21 protein-coding genes and 1 pseudogene are annotated in these 21,122 nt (G+C 59.7%); 13 read left to right on the top strand and 9 right to left on the bottom strand.

The window, feature by feature from the left end:
• Window positions 1-10: 10 nt before the first annotated feature.
• Together NTD87_RS16035 and NTD87_RS16030 are read right to left on the bottom strand one after the other, a co-directional pair.
• Window positions 11-1,261, bottom strand: coding sequence for a TIGR03862 family flavoprotein (locus tag NTD87_RS16035; protein ID WP_262114989.1), 1,251 nt, complete (start codon window positions 1,259-1,261; stop codon window positions 11-13).
• A 344-nt stretch (window positions 1,262-1,605) separates the two neighbouring features.
• Window positions 1,606-2,526, bottom strand: a complete 921-nt coding sequence (locus NTD87_RS16030) for a histone deacetylase (protein WP_262114987.1) — start codon at window positions 2,524-2,526, stop codon at window positions 1,606-1,608.
• Window positions 2,527-2,603: 77 nt separating this feature from the next.
• Between NTD87_RS16030 and NTD87_RS16025 the strand changes: the two genes are divergently transcribed.
• From NTD87_RS16025 to NTD87_RS16015, 3 genes are all read left to right on the top strand, one after another.
• On the top strand, window positions 2,604-3,173 hold the full coding sequence (locus NTD87_RS16025) for a GNAT family N-acetyltransferase (protein ID WP_262114985.1): 570 nt from the start codon (window positions 2,604-2,606) through the stop codon (window positions 3,171-3,173).
• A 105-nt stretch (window positions 3,174-3,278) separates the two neighbouring features.
• Window positions 3,279-4,148, top strand: coding sequence for an acyl-CoA thioesterase II (gene tesB, locus NTD87_RS16020; RefSeq protein WP_262114984.1), 870 nt, complete (start codon window positions 3,279-3,281; stop codon window positions 4,146-4,148).
• The gene (locus NTD87_RS16015; RefSeq protein WP_262114983.1) at window positions 4,145-4,738 is read left to right on the top strand and encodes an HAD family hydrolase; all 594 of its coding nucleotides are present in this window, start codon (window positions 4,145-4,147) and stop codon (window positions 4,736-4,738) included. The genes tesB and NTD87_RS16015 overlap by 4 nt, the downstream gene beginning before the upstream one ends.
• Before the next feature lie 146 nt (window positions 4,739-4,884).
• Here NTD87_RS16015 and NTD87_RS16010 read toward each other — a convergent pair whose 3' ends face one another.
• A complete protein-coding gene (locus NTD87_RS16010; RefSeq protein ID WP_262114982.1) occupies window positions 4,885-5,850 on the bottom strand; it encodes an alpha/beta hydrolase in 966 nt (321 codons plus the stop codon).
• A gap of 387 nt (window positions 5,851-6,237) precedes the next feature.
• Between NTD87_RS16010 and NTD87_RS16005 the strand changes: the two are divergent.
• Together NTD87_RS16005 and NTD87_RS16000 are read left to right on the top strand one after the other, a co-directional pair.
• Window positions 6,238-7,014 (top strand): annotated as a pseudogene (locus tag NTD87_RS16005) (IclR family transcriptional regulator).
• A gap of 209 nt (window positions 7,015-7,223) precedes the next feature.
• Window positions 7,224-8,102 carry a DMT family transporter gene (locus NTD87_RS16000; protein ID WP_262114981.1) on the top strand — a complete coding sequence of 293 codons (879 nt, stop codon included), beginning with the start codon at window positions 7,224-7,226 and terminating at the stop codon, window positions 8,100-8,102.
• Window positions 8,103-8,149: 47 nt separating this feature from the next.
• On the opposite strand, the gene NTD87_RS15995 is transcribed toward NTD87_RS16000, so the two are convergent.
• Window positions 8,150-9,463, bottom strand: coding sequence for an MFS transporter (locus NTD87_RS15995; protein ID WP_262114980.1), 1,314 nt, complete (start codon window positions 9,461-9,463; stop codon window positions 8,150-8,152).
• A gap of 751 nt (window positions 9,464-10,214) precedes the next feature.
• Between NTD87_RS15995 and quiC the strand changes: the two genes are divergently transcribed.
• Together quiC and NTD87_RS15985 are read left to right on the top strand one after the other, a co-directional pair.
• Window positions 10,215-12,116 carry a 3-dehydroshikimate dehydratase QuiC gene (gene quiC, locus NTD87_RS15990; protein WP_262114978.1) on the top strand — a complete coding sequence of 634 codons (1,902 nt, stop codon included), beginning with the start codon at window positions 10,215-10,217 and terminating at the stop codon, window positions 12,114-12,116.
• Between the two features lie 101 nt (window positions 12,117-12,217).
• On the top strand, window positions 12,218-12,895 hold the full coding sequence (locus NTD87_RS15985) for a TetR/AcrR family transcriptional regulator (RefSeq protein ID WP_262114977.1): 678 nt from the start codon (window positions 12,218-12,220) through the stop codon (window positions 12,893-12,895).
• A gap of 48 nt (window positions 12,896-12,943) precedes the next feature.
• Here the strand turns inward: NTD87_RS15985 and NTD87_RS15980 are convergent, their stop codons facing one another.
• Window positions 12,944-13,798 carry a shikimate dehydrogenase gene (locus NTD87_RS15980; protein ID WP_262114975.1) on the bottom strand — a complete coding sequence of 285 codons (855 nt, stop codon included), beginning with the start codon at window positions 13,796-13,798 and terminating at the stop codon, window positions 12,944-12,946.
• 5 nt (window positions 13,799-13,803) lie between these two features.
• Window positions 13,804-14,244: a type II 3-dehydroquinate dehydratase gene (gene aroQ / locus NTD87_RS15975; protein ID WP_262114974.1), complete on the bottom strand. Its 441-nt coding sequence runs from the start codon at window positions 14,242-14,244 to the stop codon at window positions 13,804-13,806.
• A gap of 131 nt (window positions 14,245-14,375) precedes the next feature.
• On the opposite strand from aroQ, the gene NTD87_RS15970 reads away from it, so the two are divergent.
• From NTD87_RS15970 to NTD87_RS15955, 4 genes are all read left to right on the top strand, one after another.
• Window positions 14,376-14,561: an SDR family oxidoreductase gene (locus NTD87_RS15970; protein ID WP_262114973.1), complete on the top strand. Its 186-nt coding sequence runs from the start codon at window positions 14,376-14,378 to the stop codon at window positions 14,559-14,561.
• A gap of 42 nt (window positions 14,562-14,603) precedes the next feature.
• A complete protein-coding gene (locus NTD87_RS15965) occupies window positions 14,604-14,807 on the top strand; it encodes a tautomerase family protein (RefSeq protein ID WP_262114972.1) in 204 nt (67 codons plus the stop codon).
• A gap of 214 nt (window positions 14,808-15,021) precedes the next feature.
• Window positions 15,022-15,447, top strand: a complete 426-nt coding sequence (locus tag NTD87_RS15960; protein ID WP_262114971.1) for a DUF4160 domain-containing protein — start codon at window positions 15,022-15,024, stop codon at window positions 15,445-15,447.
• The gene (locus NTD87_RS15955) at window positions 15,444-15,887 is read left to right on the top strand and encodes a DUF2442 domain-containing protein (RefSeq protein ID WP_262114970.1); all 444 of its coding nucleotides are present in this window, start codon (window positions 15,444-15,446) and stop codon (window positions 15,885-15,887) included. The genes NTD87_RS15960 and NTD87_RS15955 overlap by 4 nt, the downstream gene beginning before the upstream one ends.
• Window positions 15,888-15,941: 54 nt before the next feature.
• Here the strand turns inward: NTD87_RS15955 and trmA are convergent, their stop codons facing one another.
• Window positions 15,942-17,021 (bottom strand): tRNA (uridine(54)-C5)-methyltransferase TrmA, encoded by a 1,080-nt coding sequence (trmA, locus tag NTD87_RS15950; protein ID WP_262114969.1) that lies wholly within the window; start codon window positions 17,019-17,021, stop codon window positions 15,942-15,944.
• A complete protein-coding gene (locus NTD87_RS15945) occupies window positions 17,018-18,313 on the bottom strand; it encodes an NCS2 family permease (RefSeq protein ID WP_262114968.1) in 1,296 nt (431 codons plus the stop codon). Before NTD87_RS15945 ends, trmA begins: the two co-directional genes overlap by 4 nt.
• 216 nt (window positions 18,314-18,529) lie before the next feature.
• On the opposite strand from NTD87_RS15945, the gene NTD87_RS15940 reads away from it, so the two are divergent.
• On the top strand, window positions 18,530-18,988 hold the full coding sequence (locus NTD87_RS15940) for a YolA family protein (protein WP_262114967.1): 459 nt from the start codon (window positions 18,530-18,532) through the stop codon (window positions 18,986-18,988).
• A gap of 82 nt (window positions 18,989-19,070) precedes the next feature.
• Window positions 19,071-19,622, top strand: a complete 552-nt coding sequence (locus NTD87_RS15935; RefSeq protein WP_262114966.1) for a DJ-1 family glyoxalase III — start codon at window positions 19,071-19,073, stop codon at window positions 19,620-19,622.
• On the opposite strand, the gene NTD87_RS15930 is transcribed toward NTD87_RS15935, so the two are convergent.
• The gene (locus tag NTD87_RS15930; protein ID WP_262114965.1) at window positions 19,588-20,871 is read right to left on the bottom strand and encodes an MFS transporter; all 1,284 of its coding nucleotides are present in this window, start codon (window positions 20,869-20,871) and stop codon (window positions 19,588-19,590) included. The two genes, NTD87_RS15935 and NTD87_RS15930, sit on opposite strands and share 35 nt — an antisense overlap.
• Window positions 20,872-21,122: the final 251 nt, after the last annotated feature.

Genomic DNA, 21,122 nt, shown 5'->3' with positions numbered 1-21,122 from the left:
TCCCACGGGATTAAGTCGTGCTCCTGCTTCTGTTGAGCCACTCCACCATCCCCAACCCCGCCGCTCGCCCACTGGCGAAACATGCGGTCAGCAGATAGCCGCCTGTCGGCGCTTCCCAGTCGAGCATTTCCCCTGCGCAGAACACGCCGGGCAGTTGCTTGAGCATCAGGTTTTCATTCATCGCCTCGAACGTCACGCCGCCGGCGCTGCTGATGGCTTCGTCCAATGGGCGAGTGTTGACCAGTGTCAGGGGCAAAGCCTTGATGGCGTTGGCCAGAGAGAGCGGGTCAGCGAAGCATTCGGGCGGTGTCAGTTCGCGCAGCAATGCCGCTTTGACGCCGTCGAGGCCGAGTTGGCTGTGCAAGTGTTTGGCCAAGGAGCGTGAACCACGAGGTTTGCCTAGCGCCGTCTGGATTTTATCCACAGGCCTGCCGGGCAGCAGGTCGAGGTGGATGGTTGCTGAGCCGGTTTGATTGATGGTTTCGCGGATCGGCGCCGACAACGCATAGATCAAACTGCCTTCGATACCGGTGGCGGTGATCACGCATTCGCCGAGTCGCGGCACATCGTCATTGAGGCCAATGGCGATGTTTTTCAGCGGAGCCCCGGCGAATTTGCTGACCATCAGCTCGCTCCAGGCCGTCACCTCGAAACCACAATTGCTCGGTTGCAGCGGCGCCAGGGCAACTCCGAGCTGCGCAAGCGGCTGCATCCAGGCGCCATCCGAGCCCAAACGCGACCAACTGCCGCCACCCAGCGCCAGCAACAGTGCATCGGCGCTGATCGCCATTTCACCGTCAGGGCTATCAATCTGCAGGCTGCCATCAGCGTTCCAGCCCAGCCAACGGTGGCGGGTGTGGATAACTACCCCGGCATCGCGCAGGCGTTTGAGCCAGGCGCGCAGTAGCGGGGCGGCCTTCATGTCGGTCGGAAACACGCGGCCAGAGCTGCCGACGAAGGTTTCGATGCCCAAACCGTGAATCCACTGGCACAAGGCTTCTGCGCCGAATTCGCGCAGCAATGGGGCGATGTGTGGGGCGCGCTCGGCGTAACGTGCCAGAAACGCCGGGTAAGCTTCGGAATGGGTAATGTTCATTCCACCGACACCGGCCAGCAGGAATTTACGCCCCACCGAGGGCATGCCGTCGTACAGATCGACCTTGACCCCGGCCTGGCTCAGCACCTCGGCGGCCATCAGGCCGGCGGGGCCGCCGCCGATGATGGCGACGTGGTGAGGGCGGTTGGCGGAGGGCTGGGTCATGGCGTGAGCTGCGGTTCGGCGGAATAGGGCGGGCATTCTATCAGCACAACTTTGAAATACGGTGCAGGACTGCGCCGGTAGCAGCTGCCGAGCCTGCGAGGCTGCGTTCGAGGACGAAGTCCTCGCAAATACTGGGTACACGGTTTGCCTGAAAGAACACGTTGTCTGATTCAACGACTGCTTCGCAGCCGAACGCAGCCTTCGGCAGCTGCTACAGGGGCGGTGTTGTACTGGTCAAAAAATGCTCAGTGGCTTGCAGGCTATACGCGCAAAGGCCTGTAGGTCCTTTCACTCAGGTTATCCACAGGCCGTTCCACAGGCATTGTGGGTAAAGCATCCACATCTCAGTGACACCCTGATGACTGCCAGACCCGCTGTGCGCTGTGATGGAGAATGCCATGGCGTCGCGCCAGGGCCTGGCGGTCCTTGCTGTAGCCGCCGCCGATCACCCCGACCACCGGAATATCCCGCCCCAGGCAATGGCGCAATACGCTTTCATCGCGGGCGGCGACGCCTTTATCGGTCAGTTTCAGGTAACCCAGTGCGTCGTCTTTATGCACATCGACACCGGCGTCATACAACACCAGGTCCGGCTGATAGAGCGGCAGCAGGTAATTCAGCGCGTCATCGACCACCTTCAGGTAATCCTCGTCGCCCATGCCCATGGGCAGCGGAATGTCCCAATCGCTTTTGGCCTTGCGTGCGGGAAAGTTCTTTTCGCAGTGCAGGGAAACCGTCACCGCGTCCGGGGTATGTTCCAGTATGCGTGCCGTCCCATCGCCCTGGTGTACATCGCAATCGAAGATCAGTACCCGCCCGACCCGCCCGCTTTCCAGCAGGTAATGGCTGATCACCGCCAGGTCATTGAAGATGCAGAAACCCGCTGGGTGATCGTAATGAGCGTGATGGGTGCCGCCGGCCAGATGACAGGCCATGCCGTGCTCCAGCGCGAGCTCTGCGGCCAGCAACGAACCGCCAACCGCGCGCACGGTACGTCGGGCCAGCGCTTCGTTCCAGGGTAGACCGAGGCGCCGCTGGTCTTCGCGGGACAACTCGCCGCCCATATAACGTTCGATGTACGCAGGGTCATGGGCGAGGGCGAGAATGTCGTTCGGGCAGATTTCCGGGCGCAGCAATTGGTGATCAGCGGTCAGACCGCTGTCCACCAGGTGATCACGCAACAGCCGGAACTTGTCCATGGGAAAGCGATGTTCCGCCGGGAATTCGGGGCTGTAGTCTTCGTGGTAAATCAGCGGCAGCGACATGGCGATTTCATGGAGTGAATGAGAGAAGGATCCTACCAGCGATGTAAACTTGTTTGCATGGAAACGGAGGGGGAACGATGGAGCCGATACTGGAACTTGAGAGTGCGCGGCTACTGATGCGCCAATGGCGCGATGAGGATTTGCCGGCGTTTGCGGCGATGTGCGCCGACCCGCAGGTCATGCGCTATTTCCCGGCAGCCTTGAGTCGTCTGGAAAGCGCTGCATTGATCGGGCGAATCCGTGGTCATTTCGCTGAGCATGGTTTCGGTCTCTGGGCGTTGGAGCGCAAGGACACCGGCGCGTTTATCGGTTTTACCGGATTGGCGGTGGTCGGGTTCGAGGCTTCTTTCACGCCGGCCACCGAAATCGGCTGGCGCCTGGCTCGCGAGCATTGGGGGCTGGGTTACGCCAGTGAAGCAGCCTGGACCGCTCTGCGTTGCGGCTTTGACCGTTTGGCGCTGGACGAAGTCGTGGCGTTTACCACCGAGGCCAACATGCCTTCGCAGAAAGTCATGCAGGCCATCGGCATGCATTACGACCCCTCGGCGGATTTCGAACACCCAAGGGTCGGGCACGATGATCCGTTGCGTCACCACGTGCTGTACCGCATTACCCGCGAACAATGGTTGGAAACCTTGCATGGCTAGGGTCTGTTGATGTTTACAATGGGCTCATGGTTGGCCCGGGCCAATATCTGAATCGACCGCCGCAGCCAAGACTGCGCGGCATTGCTCTGTGTGAGGAGAGTCTGAATGAGCCATGTGTTGGATGATCTGGTCGACTTGCTGACCCTGGAACCGATCGAAGAAAACCTGTTTCGCGGTCGCAGCCAGGACCTGGGTTTCCGTCAGCTGTTCGGCGGCCAGGTGTTGGGCCAGTCCCTTTCCGCGGCCAGCCAGACGGTTGAAGAAGCACGCCATGTGCATTCGATGCACGGTTATTTCCTGCGTCCGGGCGACGCCGGTTTGCCGGTGGTCTACCAGGTGGATAGGGTTCGCGATGGCGGCAGCTTCAGCACCCGCCGCGTGACGGCGATCCAGAAGGGCAACCCGATCTTCACCTGCAGCGCTTCGTTCCAGTATGACGAAGAAGGCTTCGAGCACCAGACGGCGATGCCGCAAGTGGTGGGCCCGGAGAATCTGCCGTCGGAGCTGGAACTCTTCCAGCAACGCGCGCATTTGATTCCAGAGCATATGCGCGAAAAGCTGCTGTGCCCCAAGCCGATCGAAGTCCGCCCGGTGACTGAGAAAGACCCGTACAACCCGCAGCCGGCCGACCCGATCAAGTACGTCTGGTTCCGCGCCGACGGTACGTTGGCCGACTCGCCAGCGCTGCACAAATACCTGCTGGCCTACGCATCGGACTTCGGTTTGCTGACTACATCGATGCTGCCGCACGGCAAGTCGGTCTGGCAGAAAGACATGCAAGTCGCCAGCCTCGACCACGCACTGTGGTTCCACGCCGATCTGCGCGCCGATGACTGGCTGCTTTATGCGATGGACAGTCCCTGGGCCGGCAACTCCCGTGGTTTCTCCCGTGGCAGCGTATACAACCGCGCCGGGAAACTGGTGGCGTCGGTGACTCAGGAAGGCCTGATTCGTCATCGCAAGGATTGGGCATGAGTCTCTCCGAGGTGCGGCATTGGGTGTTCGACATGGACGGCACGTTGACCATCGCCGTGCACGATTTCGTGGCGATTCGCGAGGCGCTGGCGATTCCCGCTGAACACGACATCCTCACTCACCTCGCGGCACTGCCGGCCGATGAAGCGGCGGCCAAGCATGCCTGGCTGCTGGAGCACGAACGCGATCTGGCACTCGGTTCAAAACCCGCGCCCGGTGCGGTAGAACTGGTGCGTGAACTGGCGGGGCGCGGCTATCGCCTCGGCATTCTCACGCGCAATGCTCGCGAACTGGCCCACGTCACGCTTGAGGCGATTGGTCTGGCTGACTGCTTTGCGGTAGAGGATGTGCTGGGCCGTGATGAAGCGCCGCCCAAACCTCATCCAGGTGGCTTGTTGAAACTGGCCGAGGCCTGGGACGTGGCGCCGAGTGAGCTGGTGATGGTCGGTGATTATCGCTTCGACCTGGATTGCGGTCGCGCAGCCGGCGCACGAACGGTGCTGGTGAATCTGCCGGATAATCCGTGGCCGGAACTGACCGATTGGCATGCGCAAGATTGTGTGGAATTGCGGCAGATGCTGTCCGCTTGAGAGATGTGTTGTCTGGTTAACCGCTATCGCGAGCAGGCTCGCTCCCACAGTAGATCGAGTTCAGACACACATTTTGTGCGCGATCCAGATTCAGTGTGGGAGCGAGCCTGCTCGCGATAGGGCCCTGTCAGGCGACATATTTCTAACTACTGGAACAACGCCTTCTGCCCCTCCGGCGAGGTGAACATTTTGTCTGCGTTATGCCCCACGTGCGGCACTTCGATCAGTTGCTGATTCAACCCTTGCGGATGGCGCTGCTGTAAGTAGTCGAAGTAATTGTGCCCACGAATCAGCCGATACGCGCCCTGCGTTTCGGCGGCACAACTTCTATCCAGTGCCGGATGATGCGGATTAGTGTCTCGCTTGCCCAGCAAGTAGGTGATGTTGCGCTGTACGTAGCCTTGCTCCAGTTGCTGCGCCGTTTGCCCATTGGCGTAGTCCGGCAGTTTGAGCAGTCCGTATTTCCAGTCATTGAAACCAGGGCAACTTGCTGCATCGAACGGCACCGGCCGCTGCTCATCGAAATACGCATATGAAGACGGATTGGCGATCACGTAGCGCACGCTGACTCCCGCCGCTTGCAGTGCCGGCTGGTCGTGGCCAAGCAGTGCATACCGCTGCACCACTTGCGCGCCACCGGAGTGGCCGGCGATGACGATGTCTTTCAAGGCTGGAAACTGCTGACGATCACTCAGGCGCTCCAGAATCTTGTCGAGCACCGCAAAGGAGCTCAGCGGACCAGGTCCGGTGGACAGGTTGCCGTCCATCCAGTCATTGCCATGCCAGCGCAGCAGGCTGTCGGGCAGTTGATGGCGAGCGATGTCGGCTTCATTAAGAAATTGTGGCGCGATCACCAGGGTGGTAGCGCTTTGTCCGGCCAGCTCGGCGGCTTTTTCCGCGCTCTGGCGGTAGGTTTCAGCGTTGCGCAAGCGCCCATGAATCACGATCAGTACACGCTGAATTTGTGGGGAGGATTGGCTCACCCCAACCGCCAGCTCGGAGTCGCCCAGGTTCAGGCGACCGGGGCTGATGACGTTGACCCCATGTTCGGCGGCCAGGAGGTTGGCGCTGCCGAGTAACAGACCGAATACCACCAGCCAGCGCTTATGCATTTACAGACTCTTCGTCGCGAAGGTGTCGCATTGACTGACCTGACCCTGGGCGAAGTCGCCGCCAATATCCTCACCGTGTGCATCTACTACGTGGTCACCGCGGCGACCTTTTTTCCATAGCATGTGGGAATCCTCTGTTTGAGCGTGGTGATGAGTGTTGCTGGTGAGCGGGATAGTTGCCAGTCCGGTCGTCAGACTACGGCGGACGAAAGGCAGTATGGTTTCAACCAGCGAAACCGATGATGACAGACGCGCTTCGGCGAAGGTCTCAGGCATCACGCGGGCTGTTTGGTTCCCCCGTCGATAGTCCTTGAACACTGCAGTTCCACATTTTGCATTCACCCGGTTGTCTTCTAGAATCGACAAAATTTCGTCTGGAATCTCACCATGGCCGGCAGTCAAATCGAGCGCGTCTTCAGTGTTCTGGAAAGTCTTACCCGCGAGCCTCGAGGCCTGCCGATGCAGGTGCTGGCCGAGCAGCTGGAGATCCCGAAAAGTGCAATGCACCGCTTGCTCGCCGAGCTGATCCGACTGGGTTAGGTGCGGCAGAACCCGGACAACCTGCGTTATCACCTGTCGACCAAACTGGTTGCCATGGGCTTTCGTTACCTGTCGAGCAGTGGTGCGGATATCGTCCAGCCGGTGCTTGATCGATTGGCCCAGGAAACCGGCGAGCTGGTGCGACTGGGCGTGATTGAAGGTGAGCGTCAGACCTGGATTGCCAAGTCCCAGGGTGCACGTTCAGGTTTGCGCTATGACCCGGACATGGGCCGCGATGCGCCGTTGTTTTACACCGCATCCGGGCATGCGTGGCTCGCCTGCCTCAGTGACGCCGAGGCCTTATCGCTGGTGGAGCGCCAAGCCGTGGACGTGCCGGTGGAGCTGGGGCCGAATGCGCCACGTTCTAACATCGAACTGCTCGAACGCCTGCGCCTGGCCCGCGAACATGGCTATGCCTGGGTTCAGGAGAGCTCGTCGGTCGGCACCTCGGCAATCGCTGCCGTGGTGCGCCATCCGGTGAATGGGCGGGTGGTCGGCGTGCTCAGCGTCGCCGGACCCAGTGCGCGGCTGCCCGAATCACGGTTGCATGAACTGGCGCCGTTGCTGTTGCAGTTTGCCCAGGAGCTGTCAGCGGCGAGTCAGGCGTCGGAGCTGTTCAACTGATCGTCATCCCCTCGCTCCTACAGAAGCTGTGCGCTGTTCGAACACTATCGGCTTTTCCTTGTGTGAGAAACTGGAATCGAGTTCTAGATTATTGGAATTCGATGTCCAGACAATAGTGGATGTCGGGACTGCCGCGCCCGAACGCGGACCGGCCCAGCGGGAGCAAGCTCCCTCGCCACATTGTCGATCGTTGCTCCAGAGACTCTCTTATGACCGCCAGCACGCCGCTCTCCGGTATCAATCAGCCCTTCAAAGGGATTGTGCTGATCGTCGTCGCGACCTTTCTGTTTTCCAGCCACGACGCCTTGTCGAAATATCTGTCGGGCTTCTATCCGGTGATCATGGTGGTGTGGGCGCGTTATCTGGTTCACACGCTGCTGATGGCCGGGATATTTCTGCCGCAATCCGGGCTGCGCGTCCTGCGCACCAAGCACCCGTTGCTGCAGTTGCTGCGGGCATTGTGCTTGCTCGGTACCAGTCTGTTATTCACGACTGGCTTGTTGTTCATCCCGCTGGCGGAAGCCACGGCAGTCAACTTTCTTGCGCCGGTGTTGGTGACCGCGTTGTCGGTGCCATTGCTCGGTGAGCGGGTGACGGGTGGGCAATGGCTGGCGGTGATGTGCGGGTTTATCGGCGTGCTGATCATCGTCCACCCGGGCGGCGATTTGTTCACCCCGGCGGTGTTGCTGCCGTTTTGCTCGGCGTTGTTCTTCTGCTTTTACCAACTGCTGACGCGCAAACTCAGCGAGGTCGACAGCCCGACCACCAGTAATTTCTTTGCCGGTTTGTGCAACACCCTGGTCATGAGCGCATTGGTGCCGATGTTCTGGCAAGTGCCGAGCTTTACCCACGGCCTGCTGATGCTGGCGCTGGGCACCTGCGGTATGACCGCGCATCTGCTGCTGACTCAGGCGTTTCGTCATGCCGCACCAGCACTGCTGGCGCCCTTTGGTTACTGTCAGATTGTGTTTGCCGGACTGCTCGGCTGGCTGCTGTTTTCCCACACGCCGAGCCCGACCACGGTGATTGGCATCGCGGTCATTTGCCTCAGCGGTCTGGCGGCGGTCTGGCAACAGCGGCGAGGTTGAGAAGGGGAGAGAAGCAGGCCTGGAATCAGGCCTGCGAGAAGGCTGGATCAGTCTTCGAGGTTCGGGATTTTGCGCGGAGCCATGAAGTACAGCCAGATCAGTGCGATGAAGTACATCGCTGGAATCATGGTGAACAGCACGGTGTAGTTGTTATTGGTGACGGTCAGGATATGGCCGACCAACTGGGTCATGAACATCCCGCCGACGGCCGCGCACATACCGCCGAAACCGAACACCGTGCTCATCATGTGCTTGGGCGTGTAGTCCATCACCAGGCTCCAGATGTTTGCAGTCCAGGCCTGGTGCGCACCGATGGCCAGGGAGATGGCAAACACTGCAACCCATAGCTGACTGGAGCCGGCGGCCATGATCACGCCGATGATGCAGCAGGCGAACAGCAGCATCGACATCAGCCGCGCCTTGATCGGGTTGATCCCGCGACCGATCAGGAACGAAGACAGGATGCCGCCGCCGACGCTGCCGAAGTCGGCGGTCAGGTAGATGATGATCAGCGGGATCCCCATCTGCGTGACGTTGATCCCCAGGTTGTATTGCTGGTTGAGGAACGGTGGCAGCCAGTACAGGTAAAACCAGAACACCGGCGCGGTCATCGAGTAGGCGATGGCGAAGGCCCAGGTGCCACGCATCCGCAGGATCCGTGAGAACGGCACGCGGGTTTGTTCCGGTTCGATTTCCTTCTGGATGTAGTCCAGTTCCGATTGCTTCACCGATGGGTGATCTTCCGGGTTGAAGTACTTCAGGCCCCAGAACAGCAGCCAGATCCCGCCCAGCGCCGACATGCACAGGAACGCAGCTTGCCAGCCCCATACGTGCAGGATCAGCGGCAACAGCATCGGCGTGAACATCGCGCCGACGTTGGTCCCGGCGTTGAAGATGCCGGTGGCCACGGCGCGCTCACCGGCGGGGAACCACAGCCGGGTGGTTTTCACGCAGGCCGGGTAGTTGGCAGCTTCGGTCATCCCGAGGATAAACCGACAGACCATGAAACCCACGGCCGAGGTCGCCAGACCATGGGCGCCGGTCGCCAGACTCCAGAGCAAGACGGCGCAGAAGAACACGCGCTTCACACCGACCCGGTCAATCAGTCGGCCTTGCAGCACGAAGCCGATGGCGTAACCGACCTGAAACCAGAAGTTGATGTTGGCGTAGTCCATCGCCGTCCAGCTCAATTCCTTGGCCAGGAACGGCTGCATCACGCCCAGTGCGGCGCGGTCGATGTAATTCAGGGTGGTGGCGAAAAACACCAGCGCCAGCATGCCCCAACGGGTTTTGCCGACCGCCATGGCGCCGCGGATTTTGTCGCCGATGCCGCCGCTCGTGACGCCCAGGTCAGGGGCCATGCGGGCGCTTTCCGTGTGAGAACTCTGAGAAGGAAACATGTGTGCCATCCGTTCAATGACTGACAAGCAAGGCTCGTCGGGACTTCATGGGCGCGTGATCAATCGTCAGAGTGCGCAAATGCGCGGAGCGACATCAATGATTGATCGGCTGAGTGTTTTCGCAGGCGCTGTGTTGGTTGAGGCAACCAAAGCCTGATCAGCGTACGGGCCGGGTTCGGTTGCAGGCGCCAGAAAGGGTCGAAGGCGGTTGGCGGTCGGGCGCCAGGCACGGGGGGTGAAGGAGAGAGCAGCGGAGCAAGGGGGTGAATGCAAGCATGAGCGTGTACCCGATTTTTGAAATTTTTATGGTGTGTTCTGGGTCTTTGGTCACTGAGACCGGTGGTTCATGAGGGGACTCAATGTGCTGTCGATGGTGCGCAGTGAGTGAAAAATCGTCAATTCGACAACAGCCATTGTGTTCGATAATCGCACGGTAAACTAACCGGTTGGTACACTTTGAATTGATCAATGAACGGGCCAGCTCGATACTTCTCTCAAGTTAAACGCGATCCCTTGTAGCCGCTGGCGAAGCCTGCGTTCGGCTGCGCAGCAGTCGTAAATCCTGAGTGCACGGTCCTCCTGACTCACCGCATCGTCTGATTTCACGACTGCTGCGCCCGAGCGCGGACCGAGCCGAACGCCGCCTTCGCCAGTTGCTACAGAAAGCCTGCGATATCTCTAACAAAAACCGCCCACCACCGGGAGTCGAAACATGCAGCGTTCCATTGCCACCGTTTCCTTGAGCGGTACCCTGCCGGAAAAACTCGAAGCCATCGCCGCCGCAGGTTTTGATGGGGTGGAAATTTTTGAGAACGACCTTCTGTACTACGACGGCAGCCCACGTGAAATTAAACAGATGTGCGCCGACCTGGGCATTGCCATCACCCTGTTTCAACCCTTTCGTGATTTCGAAGGCTGTCGTCGCGACCGTCTGCCGCGCAACCTTGAGCGCGCCGAACGCAAGTTCGACCTGATGCAGGAGCTGGGCACCGATCTGGTGCTGGTGTGCAGCAATGCCTCGGCCGACAGCGTTGGCGATGAGCAGATTCTGGTCGACGATCTGCGACTGCTGGCCGAGTGCGCCGGGGCCCGTGGCTTGCGGATCGGTTATGAAGCGCTGGCCTGGGGTCGGCATGTGAATACTTATCAACAGGTCTGGAACATCGTCCGTCAGGCGGACCATCCGAATCTGGGCGTGTTGCTGGACAGCTTTCATACCTTGTCGCTCAAGGGCGATCCACGGGCTATCGCGGACATTCCCGGCGAGAAGATTTTCTTTGTGCAAATGGCCGATGCGCCGATCCTGGCCATGGATGTGCTGGAGTGGAGCCGACATTTTCGTTGCTTCCCCGGGCAGGGCGAGTTCGACTTGCCGGGGTTTCTCGCACCGATTATCCAGAGCGGTTACACCGGACCGCTGTCGCTGGAAATCTTCAACGACGGCTTTCGCGCCGCCCCGCCCCGGGCCAATGCCGCAGATGGCCTGCGTTCACTGCTGTATCTGGAAGAGAAGACCCGAGCACGCTTGCAGCAGGAGGTTATGCCGGCACCGAACCTCGACATTTTGTTCGCCACACCGCCAGCCAGTGAGTACGACGGTATCGAGTTTCTTGAGTTCGCGGTGGACGAAAGCCTCGGCGCCAAACTGTCCCATTGGCTGGAGCGACTGGGTTTCGTCAAGGCCGGTGAACATCGCTCCAAGAGCGTTACGTTGCTGCGTCAGGGCGATATCAATCTGATCCTCAACTCTGAACCCTATTCGTTTGCCCACAGTTTTTTTGAAGCGCACGGACCGTCATTGTGCGCGACCGCGGTACGGGTCAAGGAAAGCGCCAGCGCGCTGGCCCGGGCGGTGGCCTACAAGGGGCAACCTTATCGCGGGCTGGTCGGGCCCAATGAGCTGGAGCTGGCGGCGGTCCGTGCGCCGGATGGCAGCCTGATTTATCTGGTGGATGAACACGCCGATGTCTACGGCACCGACTTCCGGTTGCAAGCGACGGCAGCCACCGGTGGCGGCCTCAAACGGATTGACCATATGGCGATGGCGCTGCCGGCGGACAGCCTCGACAGTTGGGTGCTGTTCTACAAAAGCCTGCTGGATTTCGAGGCCGACGATGAAGTGGTGTTGCCTGACCCTTATGGCCTGGTGAAAAGTCGTGCACTACGCAGCCGTTGCAGCTCGATCCGTTTGCCGCTGAACATTTCCGAGAACCGCAACACGGCGATCTCTCACGCCTTGTCCAGTTATCGCGGCTCCGGTGTGCACCACATTGCCTTTGACTGCGACGATATTTTCGCTGAAGTCAGTCGCGCCAAAGAGGCTGGCGTACCGCTGCTGGACATCCCGCTCAACTATTACGACGACCTCGCCGCACGCTTTGATTTCGACGATGAGTTCCTCAGCGAACTCGCCTACTACAACGTGCTGTATGACCGTGACGCTCAGGGTGGCGAGCTGTTTCATGTGTACACCGAACCCTTTGAAGGGCGCTTCTTCTTCGAAATCATCCAGCGCAAGAACGGCTACATCGGGTATGGCGCGGCCAACGTCGCGGTGCGTCTGGCGGCAATGGCAAAGTCACGCAGCGGTGGAGCGCGTCACGCCAAGTTGTAGGAAATTGGTAAACGCAGGGGCAAACGGCCGTGGCGAAGCTTCCTTCACTGCATCGTGCGGCCCATAATCGCCAGCTGTGCAGTGATGGCCTTGAGCCCGGAATGAGAATGACCACAGAACTCACCGTCGCGCCCGACGAACCCTTGATCGAGCCGCGCAAGAGTCGCAAGAACAACCCGGAAAAGACCCGCGAGAACATTCTTCAAGAAGCCATTGTCGAGTTCGTCCAGCAGGGCCTTTCCGGTGCTCGCGTCGATGCTATCGCCGAGCGCATCCACACCTCGAAGCGGATGATCTATTACTACTTCGGTAGCAAGGAACAGCTCTACGTCGAGGTGTTGGAGAAGCTATACGGTGAGATCCGCAACACTGAAAGTCGCTTGCACCTGACTGAACTGGAACCGCGTGAGGCGATTCGGCGGCTGGTGGAGTTCACCTTCGATCACCATGACCGCAACGTCGATTTCGTGCGCATCGTCAGCATCGAGAACATCCACAACGCCGAATACGTGAAGCAGTCCGAAGCGATCAAGGCGATGAATAACACCATCCTCGATTCACTCGGCGTGATTCTGCGTCGCGGTGCCGAGGAGGGAGTGTTCCGCAGCGGGCTGGATCCGCTGGATGTGCATTTACTGATCAGTTCGTTCTGTTTTTACCGGGTGTCGAACCGTCATACCTTTGGCGAGATTTTTCAGATCGACTTACCGGATGAAACGATCAAGCAGCGTCATCGCCAGATGATCTGCGAGTCCGTGTTGCGCTATTTGCAGGCCTGATCTGTGGCGAGGGAGCAGCTCCCTCGCCACAATTGCCCGCGATGCTTGTCAGCCATTCATGCTTTGAAAGTGCGCAAGCATCCGCTGTGCATCCGGCACCACGCCGCTGAACAATTCAAAGGCCTTCACCGCCTGGAACACCGCCATGTTGCCGCCATCCAGGGTACGGCAGCCCAAGGTTCGGGCATTGCGCAGCAGCTCGGTTTCCAATGGAAAGTACACAATCTCCGCGACCCATAACTCGCCCCTCAGCAACTCCACGGGCACCGGCATGCCGGGCAGTTTGGCCATGCCCATCGGCGTGGTGTTCACCAGGCCATCGGCCTGCCACAGCGCACTCGGCAGATCGCTGCCGGCGCAAGCCCGGCCGCTGCCAAAGTGCTGGTTGAGGTTGTGCGCAAGGCTTTGTGCACGGCTGATGTCCACGTCGAAAATACTCAGCTGTTGCACGCCTTCGCTCAATAACGCGTGGGCGACCGCTGCCCCCGCACCACCGGCGCCCATTTGGACGACGCACTCGCGGGCAGTACCGCTCAGGCCACGACGAAAGCCTTCAGCAAAGCCCAGGCAATCGGTGTTGTGACCGATGCGTTTTCCGTCCTTGAGCACCACAGTGTTCACGGCGCCAATGCCTCGGGCTTCAGGCGAGAGTTCGTCGAGCAGCGGGATGATCGCCTGCTTGCACGGAAAGGTGACGTTCAGGCCGGTAAAGGCCATTCGTTCGGCCGCCATCAACAGATCGGGAAGAGCACCGCTGTCGAGTTTCAACTGGTCGAGGTCGATCAACCGATAGAGGTAGCGCAGGCCTTGGGCATCGCCCTCGTGTTCATGCAGCGCAGGGGTTCGGGAGGCCTGGATGCCGGCGCCGATGAGTCCGGCAAGTACACCATTGTTCTGCGACATCTGGCTCAGCCCTTCAATCGTTGGCTGAAATGCTCCAGCGCCAGGCGATAGCCGTGGCTGCCAAAACCGCACAACACTGCGGTGGCAATGGCCGAAACGAACGAGTGATGACGGAACGGCTCGCGAGCATGCACGTTGGACAGGTGCACTTCGATGACCGGTAACTCGCTGGCGATCAGCGCGTCACGGATCGCTACCGAGGTGTGCGTCCAGGCCGCCGGGTTGATCACGATCCCGGCACAACGACCGCGTGCCGAGTGAATCCAGTCGAGCAATTCGCCCTCGTGGTTGGTCTGGCGAAACTCCACCGCCAGACCGAACTCTTCGGCGGCGCGCCCGCACAAGGCCGAAATGTCGGCCAGGGTTTCGTGGCCATAAGTCGCCGGTTCACGGGTGCCTAGCAGGTTCAGGTTCGGGCCGTTGAGCACCAGAACGATAGGGGGCATCAGGGGTATCTCCATTGTTATTGTGGGCGTGGGTCGAGGAAGACCCACCGGTGGGGATAAATTGTACTAGCCGGTTAATTTGGTCAATTGAAGCTGAGCGGCAAGTCTCAAAGGACTGCAATAAGTGTTCGATGATCGGACGGTCACTGTCGTCAACCTGCGCGTTGTACGGGCGAACAGCCGCCAAGACACTTCAACCGTTGGGGCGGGTGGCGAATGTCAGTGAAATCGTCGACGCGGTGCTTTACTTGATCAGCGCCGAATTCACCATCGGTCAGGTACTGGCTGTTGATGGTGGAATGAGCACTGGCAAGTAGTAAACGTTGAGCTCTTTTTGATCACATGACTGGAGAAACATCATGCCTTTCGTAAGCGTGCGTATTACCCGCGACGGCGTCACCAAGGAACAGAAAGCCCAGGTCATCGCCGAAATTACCGATACCTTGCATCGGGTCCTCGGTAAACGACCAGACCTGACCCACATCGTGATCGAAGAAATCGACACCGATAACTGGGGCTATGCCGGCATGACCACCACCGAGTATCGACAGCAGCAGGGATGAGTTGGCGCCACCCACTATAGCCGTCCTCGTGACGGCTTTTTTGTGAGCGCAATGAAAGGATTGCTTACCATTTTTCTCGATGATTCAAGGACCTGAGGTGATCTCGAACGCTAGTCTCAGGTTGCAGTGAGTGATGGTGCGAATACCACCGGCTGTCGGAATTCCAATGGAATGTCAGGTCTTCGGACTTCAATAACCTAACGGATGGGTTGGCATGAAAGTATGCAGCTACAAAGGGTTTGCACTGGTGGTCATGCTGCGCGATGAGCACTGCCCACCGCACGTGCATGTGGACGCAGGCACATGGAGTGCGCGTTTCATCTTCAGTTTCTGGCACAACGGCGTCGAGCTTTGGGATGTTCTCCCGCACTCGTGTCGACCTCCACTGGCGGTTTTGGAGGGATTGCGCCAGGCGCTGAAACAGCCCGCCCATTTGCGTCGTACTCGCAGTATCTGGTGGGTGAAGCTACAGACCACCTGCCTGTGCAATCAGTTATGGGATTGGCAGGCCAAAGAAGTGGTGGTGAAGGGGTTCGCCAGTGCGACCTATCGAATTGCTTCAGCCCATTATGAAGTCAAGGACAACAAAACCCTGATGGCGCAGATCGACGCGCCTGAGGAGGTGGAGATAGCACTATGAAAACCGTACAGGTAAAGGAACAACTGGATCGGCCGCTGACAGAGGCTGCACTGGATGACGCCATTGAACGAGGTAGGGCACGCCGCAGTGGCTTGAATGCGATCAGCGTGAGTGTTCAGCAACACTGCTTATTGATCGATTTCGAGGATGGCAGTGCTGTGTTGTTACCGGTGAAGAACTACCCGGAATTCGACGGTTTCGAGGCGGCGGACTTCAACCAATTGAAGGTGGGTTTCGCCGGGACGGCGCTCTGTCATGACGGCAAGGATTTGCAGGTTTCCATCGCCGGGATGATTCAGGCGAGCAAACCGTTGATGGACATGGCCGCTTCGGTGATCGCCAGCCGCAATGGCCGGCAGAGCAGTGTTGCCAAGGCACTGGCGGCCCGTGCCAATGGCAAGAAGGGTGGGCGTCCGCGCAAGGTTGATATTGCGCTTTGATCACCCACAAAAAAGCCGTCATCAAGACGGCTGTTTTGTCGTGAACGTGTGCAATCAACGCCGGGTCAGCAAGACCCCGGATTCCATATGGTGCGTCCACGGGAACTGATCGAACATCGCGCAGCGGGTGATGCGGTGGGTGTCGTGCAGTTGGGCGATGTTGTCCACCAGCGTTTGCGGGTTGCACGAAATGTACAGGATGTTCTCGAAGCGCCGGGTCAGCTCGCACGTGTCCGGGTCCATGCCTGCGCGCGGAGGGTCGACGAATACGCTACCGAACTCGTAGCTCTTCAGATCGATGCCGTGCAAGCGGCGGAACGGTCGAACTTCATTCAGCGCTTCGGTCAGCTCTTCGGCAGACAAACGCACCAGAGTGACGTTATCCACAGCGTTTTCGCTGAGGTTGCTCAGCGCCGCATTCACCGAGCTCTTGCTGATTTCGGTGGCCAGCACTTTGCGTACGCGGGTCGCCAGCGGCAGGGTGAAGTTGCCGTTGCCGCAATACAGTTCCAGCAGATCATCCTTACGTTCGCCCAAGGCTTCATAGGCCCAGTTGAGCATCTTCTGATTCACCGTGCCGTTAGGCTGAGTGAACGCGCCTTCCGGTTGGCGATAGCTGAAGGTGCGACCACCGACGTCCAGTTTCTCGACCACGTAATCACGGCCGATCACTTCGCGTTTACCCTTGGAGCGACCGATCACGCTGACATTCAGGTCTGTGGCCAGTTTCGACGCTGCCGTGTGCCAGTGCTCGTCGAGCGGGCGGTGATAACACAAAGTGATCATCGCATCGCCGGCCAGGGTGGTCAGAAACTCCACCTGAAACAGCTTGTGACTCAGGGCAGCGCTGGCTTGCCAGGCGGCTTTGAGCTGCGGCATCAACTGGTTGATGCGCAGGCTGGCGATAGGGAATTCTTCGATCAGGATCGGCGTGCGTTTGTCGTCCTGGGAGAACATCGCATAGTGACGCTCACCGGCTTCGCGCCACAGGCGGAATTCGGCGCGCAGGCGAAAGTTCGCAAGCGGCGAGTCGAACACTGCAGGTTCTGGTGCATCGAACGGCGCCAGCAGGTCACGCAAACGCGTGGCCTTTTCTTCGAGCTGAACAGCGTAAGCCTGGGAATCGAAAGTCATGCGTTGAACCAACCCAACTTGATCACGAACAGAATCGACAGAATCACCAGCGCCGAGTTCAGTTCACGGCCGCGACCGGACAGCAACTTGATCGCGGTCCAGGAGATGAAACCGAACGCGATACCATTGGCGATGGAGTAAGTGAACGGCATGGCCAGGGCGGTAACCACCACAGGCGCGGCGACGGTGATGTCGTCCCAGTCTATTTCCGCCAGGCCCGAGGTCATCAATACGGCGACGAACAGCAGGGCTGGTGCGGTGGCGAACGCCGGTACGCTGCTGGCCAGCGGTGCGAAGAACAGTGCCAGCAGGAACAGGATCGCCACGACTACCGCCGTCAGACCGGTACGGCCGCCGGCGCTGACGCCTGCTGCCGATTCGATGTAACTGGTGGTGGTCGAGGTGCCCAGCAGGGAACCGGCCATGGCTGCGGTACTGTCGGCGATCAGGGCGCGGCCCATTTTCGGCATGTGGCCGTCCTTGCCCATCAGGCCGGCGCGCTTGGCGACACCGATCAGGGTGCCGGAGTTGTCGAACAGGTCGACGAACAGAAACGCGAAAATCACGCTGACCAGACCGATGTCCAGCGCGCCCTTGATGTCCAGTTGCAGGAAGGTCGGCGCCAGCGAAGGTGGCATCGCCATCACACCGCCGAACGGTGAGAAGCCCAGGGCGATGGAAACGATGGTCACGGCCAGGATGCCGATCAGCACTGCACCGCGTACTTTCAGGGCTTCAAGGGCGACAATCAGCGCAAAACCCAGGGTCGCGAGGATCGGTGCCGGTTGTTTCAGGTCGCCGAGGCCAACCATGGTCGCCGGATTGCTGACCACGATGCCGGCGTTGTGCAGGGCGATCAGCGCCAGGAACAGGCCGATACCGGCGGCAATCGCCGAGCGCAACGCCAGCGGGATGCTGTTGATGATCCATTCGCGGATGCGAAAGATCGACAGCAGGAAAAACATGACCGCCGAGATGAACACTGCCCCCAGCGCCACTTGCCAGGTATGGCCCATGTGCAGAACCACGGTGTAGGTGAAGAAGGCGTTCAGGCCCATGCCCGGCGCCAGCGCGATCGGGTAGTTGGCGATCAGGCCCATCACCGTCGAGCCAATGGCCGCTGCCAGGCAAGTCGCGACAAACACTGCGCCCTTGTCCATGCCGGTCTCGCCGAGAATGCTCGGGTTGACGAACAGAATGTAGGCCATGGCCAAAAAGGTTGTGATACCGGCAAGAATCTCGGTACGCACATTGGTGTTGTGTGCCTTGAGTTGAAACAGCCTTTCCAGCATGTCTGCTCCCCGTGGCGCGCCCGGCGCCGTGAATGTATCGACTTCAACAGCAAAGCACAGGCCGCTGCTGGCGCCTGAATATTTTCTGTCGGTCGGAAAAAGCCGCGCATCATACCAGCAGCGTACGGCTGTGGCTGCCTAATGGCGTTGATCGTCGGCGATGTTTTACCGTCCGGGGGAGTGGGGGCATACTGCGCGCTGGTTTCAGGAGTGGATATGTCTTCTATAAAGAGCAGGATGATTCTGGCATTTGGCCTGTTTGGCACCTTGTTGGTCGGTACACAAACCGTAATGGCGGCGTCCGCACCGCCGTTGAGTGAAGTCAAGGTCCTCAAGGTCCAGTCGACCTCCTGCGGCATTGAAAATATTGCGCCAGGGCAAGAGAAGACGCAGTGCGATCACGCAGGCCCCAACATCAAGATCTATGTGCTGGAGATCGGTTACGGTCGCCTGCCGAATGCAACGCTGGACGGCTTTCAAGTCAATGGCGTGCGGACCCCTGTCTGCGCGTACGCAAACGGCAATCTGACGGAATGCTCCGGCATGGCCAGCAAGATCGTCGGTAATGTCTACACCTTTGATCTGGCGGGTAAGCAAGAAGGGACGTTCACCTTCAGCAATACCTCGATCAATGCCCCCGGCAATACGATGTCGACGCAGCTGTACATCAAGTAGCGTTTCATTGGGTAACAGCACCGCTCGAACATCTGTCAGCAAAGCTGACTACGCTTTAAAGATCACCCTGTGGACGCAGACCATGACCTTTAGAGCCCTGATTACCCTTGCCGAAGGTATCGACGACCTGCAAAGCGTGACATTGATCGACGTGTTGCGCCGTGCGAAAGTCGAAGTGGTGGTGGCGAGCGTCGAATCGCGGCGCATGCTCACCTGTGCCCGCGGTACTCGCCTGACTGCCGACGCGATGCTGGTCGATGTGCTGGCGCAACCGTTCGATCTGATCGTTTTACCCGGCGGCGCGGTGGGCGCTCAGCACCTGGCGGGTCATCAACCCTTGTTACAACTGATCAAACAACAGGCAGCGGCCGGGCGCTTGTTCGCGGCTATCGCCGAGTCGCCGGCCCTGGCGCTTCAAGCCTTTGGCGTGTTGCGTCAACGGCGCATGACCTGCTTGCCCGCGACCAGCCATCAGTTGTCCGGCTGCACGTTCGTCGACCAACCCGTGGTCGTCGACGGCAACTGCATCACCGCTCAAGGTTCGAGCGCTGCCCTCGCATTTGCGTTGATGCTGGTTGAGCAGTTGTGTGGCAAGGCCGTCAGTGCGGCTGTGGCGGGGGGGTTGCTGGTTTAGCGGGCACCGCTGAGGCTTTCTCCTCATCCACCGGCACATGCATGCGGTCGCGCTGGGCCAGGGTCGGGAACAGTTTGATCCACGCCCCGGTGACCAGCAGTGTACCGATTCCGCCCATGACCACTGCCGGTACGGTGCCGAACCAATGGGCGGTGAGGCCGGACTCGAACTCGCCCAGCTGGTTCGAGGCACCGATGAACAAGCCATTCACGGCGCTGACCCGACCGCGCATTTCGTCCGGGGTTTCCAGTTGCACGAAGGACGCGCGGATCACCATGCTGATCATGTCTGCCGCGCCGAGCACCACCAGCACCGCCAGCGAGAACCAGAACGAAGTCGACAGGCCGAAGGCAATGGTCGCGACACCGAACACTCCAACAGCCGTAAACATCACACGCCCGACTTTTCGCTCCACGGCAAACCGCGCCAGCCATAGCGACATCAGCAAGGCCCCGACCGCTGGCGCCGAGCGCAGCAGGCCCAGCCCCCAAGGGCCAGTCAGCAGGATGTCTTTGGCGAATACCGGCAGCAATGCCGTGGCGCCACCGAGCAGTACCGCGAACAAATCCAATGAAATCGCGCCAAGGATGTCCGGGCGGCTGCGAATGAAGCGGATCCCGGCGAGCAACGAATCCAGCGTCGCCTTGCCCTTGTTCAGCGTGGTTTGCCGTGCGGGCAGGTTCAGCATCAGGGTGCAGGCGATGAGGTACAGAATCACCGTCGGGCCATACACCCAGACACTGCCGAAGGCATACAGCAAACCGCCCAGCGCTGGCGCGACAATGGTCGCCGATTGCTGAGCCGATTGGGACGCTGCCACTGCACGCGGAAACAGTGCACTGGGGACGATGGTCGGCAGCAGCGCCTGGGTGGTCGGCATTTCAAATGAACGGGCGGCACCGAGCAGGAACGCCAGGATGAAGATCATCTCGCGGGTGACGTGGTCGGTAGCGCTGCCGATGGCCAGGGCGAGGGCGATCATCGCCTGCAAGGACTGGCAGATGGCCGCGACCTTGCGCCGGTCATAGCGGTCCGCCACATGCCCGGTGTGGAGCATGAACAACACCCGTGGCGCGAACTCCACCAGCCCGACCAGTCCCAGGTCCAGCACATTGCCGGTGAGTTGATAGAGGTTCCAGCCGATCGCCACGGTGAGCATCTGAAAACCGCTGGCGGTGAACACCCGCGCCAGCCAGAACGCAATGAACGGGCGGTGATGGCGCAACAACAGCGGGGCTTGGGTCGGCATCGGCAGGCAGGTCTGGACGGGGAAAAATCGAGATTATCACCAAGTTGTAACCTGAAGTTGCGCGCGCGGCGAATTCAGTCAGCCAGCTCCTTATCCTGGAGCCCCCGTCGTACCCTCGCTACAGGACATACCGCCGCCCTGAACACCACGGTGAGGCAACCTGTCACGCGGCAAAAGACCACACGGCCCGCCGCCGAAAATGGGACTACTCTTTCATCGTTGCTTGATCCAGATCAAAGCTCTTGGTGGTT

The organism is Pseudomonas sp. 6D_7.1_Bac1 (assembly GCF_025465945.1).
Classification (GTDB): Bacteria; Pseudomonadota; Gammaproteobacteria; order Pseudomonadales; family Pseudomonadaceae; genus Aquipseudomonas.
This window is presented reverse-complemented; position numbering and strand designations above follow the sequence as displayed.

Coding starts and splice junctions, on each gene's coding strand:
- NTD87_RS16035 (WP_262114989.1), bottom strand. CDS start 1,261: ATGACCCAGCCCTCCGCCAACCGCCCTCACCACGTCGCCATCATCGGC.
- NTD87_RS16030 (WP_262114987.1), bottom strand. CDS start 2,526: ATGTCGCTGCCGCTGATTTACCACGAAGACTACAGCCCCGAATTCCCG.
- NTD87_RS16025 (WP_262114985.1), top strand. CDS start 2,604: ATGGAGCCGATACTGGAACTTGAGAGTGCGCGGCTACTGATGCGCCAA.
- tesB (WP_262114984.1), top strand. CDS start 3,279: ATGAGCCATGTGTTGGATGATCTGGTCGACTTGCTGACCCTGGAACCG.
- NTD87_RS16015 (WP_262114983.1), top strand. CDS start 4,145: ATGAGTCTCTCCGAGGTGCGGCATTGGGTGTTCGACATGGACGGCACG.
- NTD87_RS16010 (WP_262114982.1), bottom strand. CDS start 5,850: ATGCATAAGCGCTGGCTGGTGGTATTCGGTCTGTTACTCGGCAGCGCC.
- NTD87_RS16000 (WP_262114981.1), top strand. CDS start 7,224: ATGACCGCCAGCACGCCGCTCTCCGGTATCAATCAGCCCTTCAAAGGG.
- NTD87_RS15995 (WP_262114980.1), bottom strand. CDS start 9,463: ATGGCCCCTGACCTGGGCGTCACGAGCGGCGGCATCGGCGACAAAATC.
- quiC (WP_262114978.1), top strand. CDS start 10,215: ATGCAGCGTTCCATTGCCACCGTTTCCTTGAGCGGTACCCTGCCGGAA.
- NTD87_RS15985 (WP_262114977.1), top strand. CDS start 12,218: ATGAGAATGACCACAGAACTCACCGTCGCGCCCGACGAACCCTTGATC.
- NTD87_RS15980 (WP_262114975.1), bottom strand. CDS start 13,798: ATGTCGCAGAACAATGGTGTACTTGCCGGACTCATCGGCGCCGGCATC.
- aroQ (WP_262114974.1), bottom strand. CDS start 14,244: ATGCCCCCTATCGTTCTGGTGCTCAACGGCCCGAACCTGAACCTGCTA.
- NTD87_RS15970 (WP_262114973.1), top strand. CDS start 14,376: ATGATCGGACGGTCACTGTCGTCAACCTGCGCGTTGTACGGGCGAACA.
- NTD87_RS15965 (WP_262114972.1), top strand. CDS start 14,604: ATGCCTTTCGTAAGCGTGCGTATTACCCGCGACGGCGTCACCAAGGAA.
- NTD87_RS15960 (WP_262114971.1), top strand. CDS start 15,022: ATGAAAGTATGCAGCTACAAAGGGTTTGCACTGGTGGTCATGCTGCGC.
- NTD87_RS15955 (WP_262114970.1), top strand. CDS start 15,444: ATGAAAACCGTACAGGTAAAGGAACAACTGGATCGGCCGCTGACAGAG.
- trmA (WP_262114969.1), bottom strand. CDS start 17,021: ATGACTTTCGATTCCCAGGCTTACGCTGTTCAGCTCGAAGAAAAGGCC.
- NTD87_RS15945 (WP_262114968.1), bottom strand. CDS start 18,313: ATGCTGGAAAGGCTGTTTCAACTCAAGGCACACAACACCAATGTGCGT.
- NTD87_RS15940 (WP_262114967.1), top strand. CDS start 18,530: ATGTCTTCTATAAAGAGCAGGATGATTCTGGCATTTGGCCTGTTTGGC.
- NTD87_RS15935 (WP_262114966.1), top strand. CDS start 19,071: ATGACCTTTAGAGCCCTGATTACCCTTGCCGAAGGTATCGACGACCTG.
- NTD87_RS15930 (WP_262114965.1), bottom strand. CDS start 20,871: ATGCCGACCCAAGCCCCGCTGTTGTTGCGCCATCACCGCCCGTTCATT.